Source organism: Mesorhizobium sp. M8A.F.Ca.ET.202.01.1.1 (assembly GCF_004791595.1).
In the GTDB taxonomy this organism is placed as follows: domain Bacteria; phylum Pseudomonadota; class Alphaproteobacteria; order Rhizobiales; family Rhizobiaceae; genus Mesorhizobium.
This window is the reverse complement of record NZ_SRUN01000027.1, coordinates 23,499-36,290: the sequence shown is the minus strand read 5'-3', so window position 1 is coordinate 36,290 and position 12,792 is coordinate 23,499. Positions and strand designations below refer to the sequence as shown.

12 protein-coding genes are annotated in these 12,792 nt (G+C 59.5%); 9 read left to right on the top strand and 3 right to left on the bottom strand.

From position 1 onward, the window contains the following. Positions 1–390: 390 nt before the first annotated feature. From EN845_RS36695 to EN845_RS32475, 9 genes are all read left to right on the top strand, one after another. Positions 391–543 (top strand): iron chelate uptake ABC transporter family permease subunit, encoded by a 153-nt coding sequence (locus EN845_RS36695; RefSeq protein ID WP_127311630.1) that lies wholly within the window; start codon positions 391–393, stop codon positions 541–543. A gap of 889 nt (positions 544–1,432) precedes the next feature. Further along, positions 1,433–3,040 (top strand): ABC transporter substrate-binding protein, encoded by a 1,608-nt coding sequence (locus EN845_RS32510; RefSeq protein ID WP_127311629.1) that lies wholly within the window; start codon positions 1,433–1,435, stop codon positions 3,038–3,040. After that, complete coding sequence (locus EN845_RS32505; RefSeq protein WP_127311628.1) at positions 3,040–3,981, top strand: ABC transporter permease; 942 nt, start codon at positions 3,040–3,042, stop codon at positions 3,979–3,981. Before EN845_RS32510 ends, EN845_RS32505 begins: the two co-directional genes overlap by 1 nt. A 1-nt stretch (position 3,982) precedes the next feature. Continuing rightward, positions 3,983–4,864 (top strand): ABC transporter permease, encoded by an 882-nt coding sequence (locus EN845_RS32500; protein ID WP_127311627.1) that lies wholly within the window; start codon positions 3,983–3,985, stop codon positions 4,862–4,864. A 1-nt stretch (position 4,865) separates the two neighbouring features. Beyond that, positions 4,866–5,873 carry an ABC transporter ATP-binding protein gene (locus tag EN845_RS32495; protein ID WP_127317701.1) on the top strand — a complete coding sequence of 336 codons (1,008 nt, stop codon included), beginning with the start codon at positions 4,866–4,868 and terminating at the stop codon, positions 5,871–5,873. Then, positions 5,870–6,886, top strand: a complete 1,017-nt coding sequence (locus EN845_RS32490; protein ID WP_127309111.1) for a dipeptide ABC transporter ATP-binding protein — start codon at positions 5,870–5,872, stop codon at positions 6,884–6,886. The genes EN845_RS32495 and EN845_RS32490 overlap by 4 nt, the downstream gene beginning before the upstream one ends. A 111-nt stretch (positions 6,887–6,997) precedes the next feature. Then, complete coding sequence (locus EN845_RS32485; RefSeq protein WP_127309110.1) at positions 6,998–8,380, top strand: CapA family protein; 1,383 nt, start codon at positions 6,998–7,000, stop codon at positions 8,378–8,380. A 127-nt stretch (positions 8,381–8,507) separates the two neighbouring features. Beyond that, entirely contained in the window at positions 8,508–9,005 is a 498-nt protein-coding gene (locus EN845_RS32480; RefSeq protein ID WP_127309114.1) for an Lrp/AsnC family transcriptional regulator, read from the top strand. A gap of 279 nt (positions 9,006–9,284) precedes the next feature. After that, positions 9,285–9,842: a hypothetical protein gene (locus EN845_RS32475; RefSeq protein WP_127309109.1), complete on the top strand. Its 558-nt coding sequence runs from the start codon at positions 9,285–9,287 to the stop codon at positions 9,840–9,842. Here the strand turns inward: EN845_RS32475 and EN845_RS32470 are convergent. From EN845_RS32470 to EN845_RS32460, 3 genes are read right to left on the bottom strand one after another with little or no spacing between them, the layout of a single operon-like run. After that, the gene (locus EN845_RS32470) at positions 9,839–10,885 is read right to left on the bottom strand and encodes an ABC transporter ATP-binding protein (protein ID WP_127309108.1); all 1,047 of its coding nucleotides are present in this window, start codon (positions 10,883–10,885) and stop codon (positions 9,839–9,841) included. The genes EN845_RS32475 and EN845_RS32470 overlap by 4 nt on opposite strands. Further along, entirely contained in the window at positions 10,882–11,901 is a 1,020-nt protein-coding gene (locus EN845_RS32465) for an ABC transporter ATP-binding protein (protein ID WP_127309107.1), read from the bottom strand. The genes EN845_RS32470 and EN845_RS32465 overlap by 4 nt, the downstream gene beginning before the upstream one ends. Further along, entirely contained in the window at positions 11,898–12,791 is an 894-nt protein-coding gene (locus EN845_RS32460; RefSeq protein ID WP_127309106.1) for an ABC transporter permease, read from the bottom strand. The genes EN845_RS32465 and EN845_RS32460 overlap by 4 nt, the downstream gene beginning before the upstream one ends. Position 12,792: the final 1 nt, after the last annotated feature.

Here is a 12,792-nt window from a genome sequence, read left to right as displayed (position 1 = left end):
ACGCAACAACACGCCGACGCAACTCAAGTGGTAGCGGCTTGCCCATCACGGTCTCCCTTCAACCGCAATGAATCACGAACTCAAATCAAGGGGAATCCTGAATCCCTTAAATCGCGACACGCTTTAGGGTTGAGCGCATCCGGCGTACGGCCTAGGATAGAGCCCCCGCCGCTTCTTCAGATCATGAAAGCCCCGTCGACCGTGACGGTCCGGCGCCGCCCTCAGAAGGGCCGGACGAGGAAAAGTGGGCCGATTGCTAATTGACTGGGAAACGAGGAACCCAGCTGCCCACCGTCACTTTCTGGTTGCTTGGCGGCCTGCATCGCATGGGCACGGCGGCGCTCCTCCCGGATCGCCGGGGCAGGGCTTTTGCTCTACGCTACGTAGCAGGTGAACATACTGGCTGCCGGCGAGGACAAGGCACGCGCCATGGGCGGCGACGTATCCCGCGTGCGCCTGCTGCTGATCGTGGCCGCGATGTTGATGACTGCTGCGCGCGTCAGCGTTACGGCATCGTTGGCTGCGTGGGCCACTGATTTCTAGACTAGCCGTGCACATGGTTGTCTCCGCAGTGCTGCCCGTGTCGGCGCTGATCGGCGGCGGTTTGCTGCTCGGCATTGGCAATCTCGCGCGCCCTGCCTGACACGATAGAGATTCAACTCGGCATCCCACCTGGCTGATCGCCGAGCCGTTGTTCGCGTTCGCGCTCGCACGCAGCCGGCGTTCACGGCTAAGCCTCCGCGCCACAGGTCTGCATTTTGCCTCCCCTGGCGACCCGTCGCTGCTGTGCGATGTCGGCTTCGAAATGGACGCGCTTGGTGACCCGACGTTGGCAATAGGGAGAGGTCGACTATGATGGCCGGATATCCCGACGTGGCAATCGTCATTTACGACGGCATCTCTACGAAACTGGCGACCGTGGTTCTATAACGCAGTTGGCTGATAGCGACCTGCGAACATGGGTCAAAGCCCCATGGCCGCCCACGTCACCATGATGCAGTGTCGACCAACTAGCAGGTCAGGGACCTAGCATCAAGTATTGATATGGCGGCAGATGTCAAAAAAATGGCCGAACGTGTCAACGTGATTCTGCTAGCGCGAGCTATTCTCACCCAATGGAGCCGATGAGAGCGGCAAAATGGTACCTGATCTCGTGAAATCTGGGTGAGCGGAGCGAATAGTGCAACTGCTGATCGGCAGGGATGCGCCAACTCTCCCTGTGTGAAGTTCTGCACGTACGGCAGCTTTTGATTGATCGTGGCACTGGGTAGCGCGGACATGTGCGAGTTGGTGGCCCGCCAAGGTGGCGTCAGCGAATTGAAGCACAAGGGAAGTACCTACTGGCTGTACTCTCTAACTAATAGCGCTTGGCACAAGGGCCATCGGGCGCATGACGAAATTACAATGCACAAAATCAAAAGGGGAATAAAAAATGACGATCTCCCGGCGCCACCTCTTTAAGGCCGGCATTGCCGCCGGCTTGGCTGTGTCGATCCCGTCGGTTCTGCGGGCGCAGACGACACCGACTGCGGGGCAGACCGTTCGGATGGTGAAGGGTGATCTCCGCGTGTTCGATCCGATCTGGACGGCAACTAACATTACCGCTGATCACGGCGCGGCGATTTACGATACCCTGTTCACGCTCGACTCCAAGTTGATGCCGCGGGCGCAAATGGTGGGGAAGTGGGGCGTTTCCAACGACAAGAAGACCTATACATTCGAGCTCCGGGACGGTCTGGGCTGGCATGACGGCACTCCGGTCACCGCGGCGGACTGTGTGGCTTCGATCCGCCGCTGGGGACAGGTTCATCCCGGCGGGCAAATTATCCTGGCCAGGGCCAGCGACATTTCGACGAAAGACGACAAGACGTTCACGATCTCGCTCAAGGATCCGCTTGGGGTGCTGATCGATATCCTAGCGGACCTGACTCCTCCGTGCCTGTTCATAATGCGCGAAAAGGACGCCAATCGCCCCGCAACCGAACAGGTGACCACAAATATCGGCTCGGGGCCGTTCAGGTTCAATGAAGCCCTCGCCAAGCCGGGTGCGAGCTTCACCTACGACCGTAACGACAAATACGTGCCGCGCAAAGAGCCATCCGATGGATTGGCCGGCGGGAAGATCGTCAACGTCGATCGAGTCATTTGGGAGAATGTCGCCGATCAGCAGACCGCTCTCGCGGCCTTGCAAGCTGGTGAGATTGATTACCTGCAGGACCCGCCCGCCGATCTTTACCCAGTGATCGAAAGCGATCCCAACCTTGAACTCCAGGTTCTGGACAAGGGAGGGTGGGACATGGTCCTGCGAATGAATTTCCTGCAGCCGCCGTTCAACAACGTCAAGGTGCGCCAGGCGGTGCTCCACCTAATCGATCAGAAGGCGATGTTGCGCGCCGCCTTCGGCAACCCAAAATACTTCAAAACGGTCACTTCGATCTTTGGAGACACTACGCCGGTTTCCAACGACGAGAACACAGGATGGTACAAGGAGGATGGCGATCCCGAAAAGGCTAAGCAGCTCCTCGCGGAGGCCGGATACGCCGGCGAGAAGGTAGTCATTCTGACTGCGACGGACTGGCGCGAGGGCGACAATGCCTCGCAGCTTTTGGCGGCCTCGCTGCGGAAGATTGGAGTCAATGCCGAGCTCGCGTCAATGACCTGGGGTGAGCTTTCCACGCGCCGGGCAAGCAAAGACCCTGTCGAGAACGGCGGCTGGAGCGTGTTCATTACGTCGGAACCTGACTATTCGCTCGGCAATCCGCTCGCCTCACCATTCCTCCTCGCGAATGGTGACAAGGCTTGGTACGGCTGGCCGACGAACGACGAATATGAGGCGCTGCGGGTCAAGTGGGCGGATGTCGAATCGCTTGAAGAGCGCAAGGCAGTGGCCCGCAAGATGCAAAAATTATGGTGGGACTTCGTCGGCGATGTGAGGTTGGGAAAATATGTCTCGCCAATCACGCGACGCAAGACGCTGACTGGCGTTATTGGCATGCCTCAAATCGTGCCGATGTGGAATATGCAGAAGACCTCAGCCTGATGGGTAATTACATCCTTCGCAGGATAGTTTCGGCCATCGCCGTCATGGCGATGGTCGGAGTTTTTGTGTTCCTGCTTCTCAGGCTGGCGCCCGGCGATCCGGCGGCCATGATCGCCGGTAGGAATGCTCCACCCGAAGCAGTCGCCGCTATCCGCGAACAGTTGGGGCTCAACGCGCCGCTGTCCGTTCAGTTTATGCGCTGGGCGTTCAGCATTCTCCAGGGAGACTTCGGGACATCGATTTTCAGTGGGTGGCCGGTCCTTGAACTCGTCGCGCAGCGGCTGGAACCAACCATTTCGTTGTCGATCCTAACAATGATCCTTTCGGTGACGGTGGGGGTCTCCTTCGGTATCCTTGCAGCGTGGCGAACCGGGCGTCCGGTCGATCGGCTCCTCACGGCCTTTTCAGCTTTTGGGTATTCCATCCCCGTCTTTGTGATCGGCTTTTTCCTCATCTACTTCTTCGCTATCAGGACCCGCTGGCTGCCGGTACAGGGATACGTGCCGATCGAGGTTGATCTGGGCCGATGGTTCGTGCATCTGGTCCTGCCCACCGTGGCGTTAAGTCTTGGCTACATTGCATTCATCGCCCGAGTTACCCGGGCAAGCATGGTCGAAGTTCTGTCAGAAGACTATATGCGAACAGCCGCGGCCAAGGGCGCTTCGTCCTATGCCATGCTTTTTCATCATGCTCTGAAGAATGCCGGGGTCCCGATCCTGACCGTCATCGGCATCAGCTTCGCCTATCTGATCGGCGGCGTCGTCCTCACGGAAACCGTGTTCAACATACCCGGCATTGGCCGTCTGGTCGTCGATGCAATCAACAACCGTGACTATCCGATCATTCAGAGCGTGCTCATCCTGACTTCGGGTTTGTACGTACTGATCAATCTCACGGTCGATCTGGCGTACACCCTGATCGATCCGCGCATCCGGTACTGAAATGACGAATTTGTCGGCACCAGTTGAATATGTTCCGGCGGGGCGACTTCGCCTGTCTGACCTTCCGCGTCTGGCAAGACGCCATCCGTTGGTCTTGATAGGCGGCGGCCTGCTGGGGCTTCTGATCATCCTGGCGCTGGCTGCCCCACTTTACGCTGGCGATCCGGGGAACATGGATCCGTTCAAACGCCTTCAGCCGCCTTCCGCCGAAATGTGGTTTGGGAGCGACAATCTGGGCCGGGATGTGTTTGCGCGAACGATCTTCGGTGCCCGCATCTCCCTCCTGGTCGGGCTGCTGTCGGCAGCGAGCGCGGCCGTGGTCGGGCTCCTGATCGGTGTCATCGCAGGTTACAGCCGCAGCTTCGACAATGTCGTCATGCGGGTCATGGACGGCCTGATGTCGATCCCGACGATTCTGCTGGCGATTGCGCTCATTTCTCTGATAGGACCGGGGATCGGCATCCTCATCGTCGCCATCGCCATCCCTGAGACGCCAGCCGTCGCGCGGCTGGTTCGTTCTGTGGTTCTGGGTGTTCGCGAGCGTCCCTATGTGGAGGCCGCGCTCTGCGGCGGGGCGCGCCTGCCGAAAGTGCTGTGGCGACATATCCTGCCGAGCACCATTCCGGCGCTAATGCTCCAGGGCGCTACCGTCTGCGCCAGCGCGATCCTGACGGAGGCGGGGCTGAGCTTCCTCGGCGTGGGCGTGCCGCCCGAGATTCCGAGCTGGGGCAACATGATCGCCAGTTCGCGCCTGTATCTCGCCATCGCCCCATTGACGATCTTCGCCCCCGGTATCTGTCTTGCCGTCACCGTCCTTGCCGTCAACCTGCTCGGGGACGGCCTGCGCGACCTGTTCGATCCCCGCGCCAAGCAGAGGCGCTGACATGCAGATGCATCAAAGGTTAGGGAACGACTTGCTGCTCGACGTGCGAAACCTCGAAACGCATTTCTTTGGCGAAGAAAGCGTCACTCGTGCCCTGGGCGGCATCAGCTTCCAGGTCAAGAAAGGCGAGACGCTCGGCGTCGTTGGCGAATCCGGATGCGGGAAGAGCGTCACCGCCCTGTCGATCCTTCGCCTGCTGCCGAAGCAGACCGCCAGGACCGTCGGCGGCGAGGTCCGTTTCCAGGGACGCGACCTGCTTCAGCTGTCCGATCGGGAGATGCGAAAGACCCGCGGCGACCGGATCGCCATGATCTTTCAGGAGCCGATGACGAGCCTGAACCCGGTCTACACGGTCGGCCACCAGATCGCCGAGGCGGTGCAGATCCACACCAAGGCTTCCCGCCCGGCGGCCATGAAGAAAGCCGAAGAGATGCTGCGTCTCGTGCGGATCGCGGATCCCGAGCGTCGCGTCAACAACTATCCTCACGAAATGTCAGGCGGCATGCGCCAGCGCGCCATGATCGCCATGGCTCTTGCCTGCTCGCCGGAACTGTTGATCGCCGACGAGCCGACCACTGCGCTCGACGTTACTATCCAGGCGCAGATCCTGCGGCTCATCGTCGAGCTGAAAGAGCGCACGGGAACGGCCGTCATTTTCATCACGCATGACCTGGGCGTTGTCGCAGAGACATGCCAACGCGTGATCGTGATGTATGCTGGTCGGATCGTAGAACAAGCGAACGTGATAGATTTGTTTGCGCGTCCCGCGCATCCTTACACCCAGGGGCTGATGCGGTCGGTGCCTGATCCGCGGCGTGGCCGTCAGCGCCGCCTTCCAGAAATTCCCGGCATTGTGCCAAGCCTACGCGAGCCCATTGTGGGCTGCAGCTTTGCTCCTCGCTGCCCGTTCGCTATCGACATTTGCCGCGACAAGACGCCCGCCATGCGTGATGTCGGGTTGAGCCACGCCGCAGCTTGCTGGCGCGCCGAAGAGGTGATGGGCGCATGAACGGACCTCTGCTAAAAGTCGAGAAGCTGACCAAGCACTATCCGCTTGGCTCGGGCCTCTTCAAGAAAAGCATTCCGGTGATCCGAGCGGTGGAGGATGTATCCTTCACCGTTGAGGCGGGCGGGACGCTTTGCATCGTCGGCGAGTCCGGCTGCGGCAAGTCCACCGTCGCGCGGCTCCTGATGCGGCTCGTCGAGCCGACGGGTGGCCGCGTACTGATCGACGGGACCGACATTGCGGGCCTCAAGAAGGACGCGCTTCACGCGTGGCGCCGTCGGATGCAGATGGTGTTTCAGGATCCTTACTCGTCCCTGAATCCCCGCCTCACGGCCGGGCAAATTATCACCGAACCCGTCGAGAATTTTGAACGTCTTAGCCGCAAGCAGCGCCAGGCACTCGCCACGGACCTTCTGCGAAAAGTCGGAATGTCGCCCGAAATGATGCACAGGCTGCCGTCCGAATTGTCGGGCGGTCAGCGCCAGCGGCTCGGTATTGCCCGCGCCCTGTCGCTCAACCCCTCTCTCATCATCGCAGACGAAGCGGTGTCAGCCCTCGACGTCTCCGTGCAGGCGCAGATCCTGAATCTGCTTCTGGATCTCCAGCAGCAGATGGGCATCGCCTTCGTCTTCATTTCGCATGACCTCGGCGTCGTGGAGCATATCGCACATCGCGTTGCGGTCATGTATTTGGGGCGGATCGTGGAGCTCGCCCCGAGCGAGGCGCTCTTCGCGAAACCGGTCCATCCCTACACCGAGGCGCTGATCGCGGCAGCTCCGGTTCCGGATCCGACGCGGGTTCGGCTGGAGTCGCCCGTCGAGGGCGAGGTGCCAAGTCCGATCAACCCGCCGAGCGGGTGCGCGTTTCATCCGCGTTGCCCGCTCGCGATCGAGCGTTGCCGCATCGAAGTGCCGCCTTTGGTCCCAATGGCAGACGGACGGGTCGTCGCCTGTCATGTTCGCGCTCCGGCCACCGACATCCCGGCCCAACCGGCTGCGGCGGCCAATCCTCCTTAGCTCATCGCTGTGGCATAGCCCCAGCCCCTCTCACCCGATCGAAGATCTCGAGTGCGGTGCTGACGTGAACATCACGCCAAGTGCAGCAAGAAAACAATTAAAGCGAAGCTTATGGAAAAAGATCGACACGAGAAGGGTTCTTCTCTCGCCCAGCAGACCGGGAGCTATGATCCGACCGGTTCAATTGCAACGAATGTTGCGGACGGTTTCACGATGGTCGCGGTGGGCGATCTGATCGTGACCCGGCCACTGACGAAGGGTCAGCATCCCGGCTTTGACGACATCGTAAAGATCCTTCGAGATGCCGATGTCACGTTCGGCAATATGGAAACCAACATCTTTGACATCCGATCGTTCAACGGAAGTCCGCAGGCCGAGTACGGGGGCGCATATCACGTCAGCCTGCCAGAACTCGGGCCTGATCTGAAGGCCATGGGCTTCAACCTGGTCAGCTACGCCAACAACCATACCCTCGACTGGGGTGTTGAAGGCATGCGGGAGACGTGCCGAGCACTGGATCAGAACGGAATCGTTTACGCAGGTGTTGGCGAAAATCTTGCACAAGCCGGCGCCGCCCGGTTCCTGGAGACTCCACGCGCTCGGGTGGCGCTCATTTCATTTGCCACGACGTTTACTCCTATGTCTCGCGCGTGCGATCCTGCCGGCGAGGCGCCGGGCAGACCCGGCCTCTCTGCCCTTCGTCTGGAAGAAAGCATAGTAGTCCCTCGGGCGATGCTCGAGAACTTGAGGCAAGTCCGCGATGCGCTGCCCAATTACAGGCCCGGCCGTAACGATCCAAACGGCCTCGCACTCGCTGGAGCGAGGTACAAGGCGGGCGACCAGGTCGGTTTCAGCTACGAACCCGATGAGAGCGATGTCGCGGACATCCTACGAAACGTTCGCCGAGGCAAGCAGTTTGCTGACTTCTGCATCGTCACCAACCATGGGCATGAGCCCGGGAATTGGAGCCAGCAGTTGCCCGACTACGAACAATCCTTTGCGCACAAAATGATCGATGCCGGGGCCGATGCGTATATCGTGCATGGACCGCACCAGCTTAGAGGCATTGAGATCTACAAGGGCAGGCCGATTCTCTACAGCGTTGGGAACTTCATCATGGACGACTTGCGGACGCCCGTAGGCGCCGACATGTTCACCGCTCATGGCAAGGATCCGCGGAGCGACACTGATGCCGAGGTGACAGTCGATGAGATGGCGAGAGGTTATAAGACAGACCCGGGATTCGCGGACCCGGTCTTCTACGAAAGCATTATCGCAGTCAGCCGATTTGAGCACAATCAACTTACCGAATTGCGCATCTATCCAATTGAACTTGGTCACTCGAAGAGGTTTGCCAACCGGGGCATCCCTCGACTCGCGCTCGGCCAGCAAGCAAACAGAATTCTAGAGCGTCTCCAGGAGCTTTCGAACCCTTTCGGTACCGAAATTGCCGTCGAAAACAATATTGGTGTGATCAGACTTCGGTCCAGCTAGGCTGCGGATGACGCGGATCAATAAAAGAACCGCGCTCCCGAAGAAAGCCCTCTTAAATGGCGGAGCTATACTTGATGTCAATGCAAAGCTTCCGGCGACCGTTTGCTGGATTGCGCAGGATCGCGGAATGACCGAGTTGGATCGTATAGATGTCGCACTTCTTGGAGCTGTCCAGAAGAACAACCGGCTTACGTCAGAAGAATTAGCTGAAATCGTGAATCTGTCCCCAACGGCATGCCAACGGCGCTTGAAACGGCTACGCGCTGAAAGGGTGATAGAAGCGGATGTTGCCATTGTCTCACCCAAGGCAGTGGGCCGCCATATCACCATGATCGTCCTGGTATCCCTCGAAAGGGAAAGGGCGGACATCGTCGATCGATTCAAAGCGGCAATTCGCAACACACATGAGGTAATGATTGGCTTCTATGTTACGGGGGATGCGGACTTCATTCTTATCGTAACCGCCAAGGACATGGAGGACTATGAAGAGTTCACGCGTCGCTTCTTTTACGAAAACCATGACATCAAGGGATTCAAGACCATGGTAGTTATGGATCGCGTCAAGGCCAGCTTCGCCGTGCCTCTCGAGGTGACTCAGCACCTAGCGCAAACACCGGGGAAGTGATTGTCGTCCAAGGCGACAGGTTGCCCATTTCCATGGCGCCGCGGTAGTCAGCCATCGCTTCAGCCTCTCGGACGATCAGGCCCAGTTTCAGATTGAGGATTCAGGACCGGCTTTGCTTCTTGCGGTTCTCGGGCTGGGGCTCGGCGACAAAGGTTCCCGACGCCAAAACGATCTGGTTGTTTAGGGAGTACCACACGCAGGGCCGGGCGGTGGAGGACCGGTTGCCCGGTTCGACAAGCACCTCGGCAGGCCGGCAATCTGGCGAGGGGTCGCCAGATCGTGGATGCCACGATCGTGGCGGCGGCGAAGCAGCGCAGTAGCGATACTGAAAAGGCCCAAATCAAGACAGGAAAGGTGCCGCACCAGCGGCAGAAGAAGCCAGCCAAGCTGCGCCAGAAGGACCGGGACGCGCTGAACTGTGAAGTCACCAAGGCCACGGACGACGGGAGGGAAACACGAAGCAGCGCGACATTGCGATCCCGCCTTCGGCTGCAAGTACATGCCTCGATCGATCTCCGGCACCGCTCACCCTCAATGTCGCGCGCCGAAAGACCGTGTGCCGAAAATTCCACCGCCAGGTCTTCGAGCGCTTCCGTGCGGGCGCTTCGGATGCGCGCGGATCTCGGAGCGAAACGGCTTGTCCCGGCTCGCAACCCTACGACAACGCTTTTATCATCAACGCCACAAGGTCGCGACCTGTTCGCCAAGCTAAAGGACTGCCGGCGCATCGCCACCCGCTCCGACACATGCGCCCACACCTTCGTCGCGGGATCTGCATCGCAGGCCACCGTCACTTGTGGCTCTGATCAATGGGTCCTGAGCCGAGACCTTCCTTAGTCACCATCACTTGTTCCGAATGAGGTATGGTGTGGCCGCCCGAAGCCAGAGATGACTTCACGCTGGATCGGGAAATGGCATCTGAAGCTGTGCTCCGGGTCATCCGGGCTGGTTGAAGGTTCGGGGAAAATGCGGCTGCAGATATCCTGCGCGTAACGGCAGCGGGTGTGGAACTCGCAACCGGATGGCCGCCTCATCAGGCTCGGCACCTCACCCTTGAGCTCGATCCTGTTGAGCACCGCATCTGGGTCAGGCTCGGGATTGGCCGCAAGCAGCGCCTCTGTATAGGGGTGGCGCGGTTGATCGAAAATACGCTCGGTCGAGCCTACCTCAATAAAGCGGCCGAGATACATGATCGCCATCCGATCGGTCATGTGGCGCACAACGTTAAGATTGTGTGTGATGATCAAGATCGCCATGCCGAGTTCGTTTTGAAGCCGCGCGAGAAGATTAAGCACCTCGCCCTGCACCGAAACATCGAGGCCTGCGGTCGGCTCATCGGCAATAAGCAAGTCCGGACTTAGCGCAAGAGCACGCGCGATACCAACGCGCCTGGCCTGACCACCGGAAAGCTGATGGGGGTAGCGACGAGCAAATTCCGCCGACAAGCCGACCATTCGAAGCAGTCGCTCCGCTTCGCCTTCGGCATCGCGATCCTTTAGCCCATGGATGCGAAAGGGCTCTGTGAGAAGCGATCGCACCGTCAGCCTCGGCGAGAGCGAGCCGACGGGATCCTGGAACATCATCGCCATGCGCCGCAAATAAGGCTTGCGTTCGGCCCCGGTGAGCTCCTCAATTTCCTGTCCGTCGAAGCTGATGCTGCCGCTCACAGCCCGCTGCAAGCCGATTATCGTACGCGCGATGGTGGATTTGCCTGAGCCACTTTCACCGACAAGGGCCAGTGTCTCGCCCTTGCGGATTTCAAAGGACACACCACATACCGCGTCAATGAAAGGGGCTCTCGTCCCGGTTGCGAGCGCCTTAAGCGGACCCATAGTGCGGAAACGTACCAGCAGGTCCTCAACCCGGAGCAGCGCGCTCATACCGAAACCAACAGTTCTTTGTCGAGGAGATGGCATCGGGCGACTTGGTCTACGCCGATGCGGTACTCGACCGGGTTCTCTTGCCCACAGCGATCGAACGCTTGCCGGCAACGTGTCCGAAAGATACACCCTACCTTGGTGCCCAGGAGACCCGGCACCTCGCCCGGAATGGTCGGCAAAGTGCGCGTGCTTTTCTTGATCCGCCCGGGATCGCACTCAAGTAGCGCGCGCGTGTAGGGGTGAGCAGGATTGTGGAAGATGTCCCGAACGGCGCCCTGCTCCACCACTTCGCCCGCATACATGACGGCGACCCGGTCACACAACTCAGCCACCGCTCCGAGGTGGTGGGAGACGAACAGAATCGAGCAGCCGATCTCTTTCTGCAGATCCTTGAGCAAATGAATGATCTGCACTTCCAAGGTCGCATCAAGCGCGGTGGTTGGCTCGTCGGCCACGAGGAGCGCCGGTTTCACTAGAAGCGCCATGGCGATGCAAACGCGCTGGCGCATGCCGCCAGAGAAGTGATGCGGGTAGGCGCCGATACGGCTTTGGGGATCGGGAATTCCGACCCGGTGAAGCATATCGAGCGCACGAGCGCGCTTTTCGCTGCGGCTTCCTTGTTCGTGGTGCTGAATATCGATCATCTGGCTCTCGATGGTCCGCACCGGATTGAGTGCGGTCATCGGATCCTGAAAGATCATGGAGAGACGATCGCCGAGCAAGTTCCTACGCGCCTGAGCGGGCATTTTGAGCAGGTCTTTACCTTCAAACAGGATACTGCCGGCGGTCACATCTGCATTTTCAGAAAGGAGGCCCATTACCGTGTATGCGAGCGTCGATTTTCCAGATCCACTCTCGCCGACAATGCCAACCACTTGTGCGGCCGGAACGTCGATAGAAACCTTACGCAGGGCCTGGATGCGCCCACGCGGCGTACCAAAATCGAGACTCAGGTCACGGACCTCAAGAAGCGGGCGACTGAATGAGAGCGGCGGTATCGAATCGTCGTGTCTCATAGGTCTTTCCGCAGCTTGGGATCGAAGATTTCGCGTAGCGCCTCGCCCAGGAATGTGAAGCCAAGCGTTGCGAGGACGATCGGAACGCCGCCTGCAAATACAAGCCAGGGCGTCTGATCGATGTAGCTGTAGCCATCGTTGAGGATAGCTCCCCAATCAGGGGTCGGCGGTCGCACGCCCATGCCGAGGAAGCTGAGACCCGCCTCCACGGCAATCACGGCGGGCACGTCCATGCTCACCAGAATGACAAGCGGGCCGAGGACATTTGGCAATATGTGCACGGCCAGGATACGTGTTGTGCCAGCCCCCATGCTACGCTCTGCGGCGATATACTCACTGTTACGCAGCCCTTCTGTCTGCGTACGCACGACACGCGCGTAAATGGGCATGGACGTTATTGCAATGACGAGAATGACACTCGCCAGGCTTGGTCCCAGAAGTGCGATCAGGGCCAGCGCGAAAATGATACTTGGGAAGGAGCGGATCGTATCGAAGAACAGCAGAAGCAAATTGTCAAGCCAGCGCGGACCGAAGCCCGCGATCAAGCCAAGGACTAGCCCGACTGCCAGTGAACTGCCGAGAGAGGCGAAAGCCACGAAGAGGGGAATGCGGCTGCCCAGGATAGTGCGAGAAAACGTGTCGCGGCCCAGTTGGTCCGTGCCCAGCAGAAAATCCAGTGAAGGTGCGGCCAGACGCGGTCCGACCATGATCCGGATCGGATCATGCGTGACAATCAGCGGAGCGAAGATCGCAATTGCTGCTATGAGCACGACAAGCACTGCTCCGAGCATGCCCAGACGGTTCTTGCGAAATTGCCCCCAAAAGGTGCGAAAGGCGCCGACAGCCGTGGCATCGTTGGCTTCCGGACGGATGGCTTCAACGCTCATCATG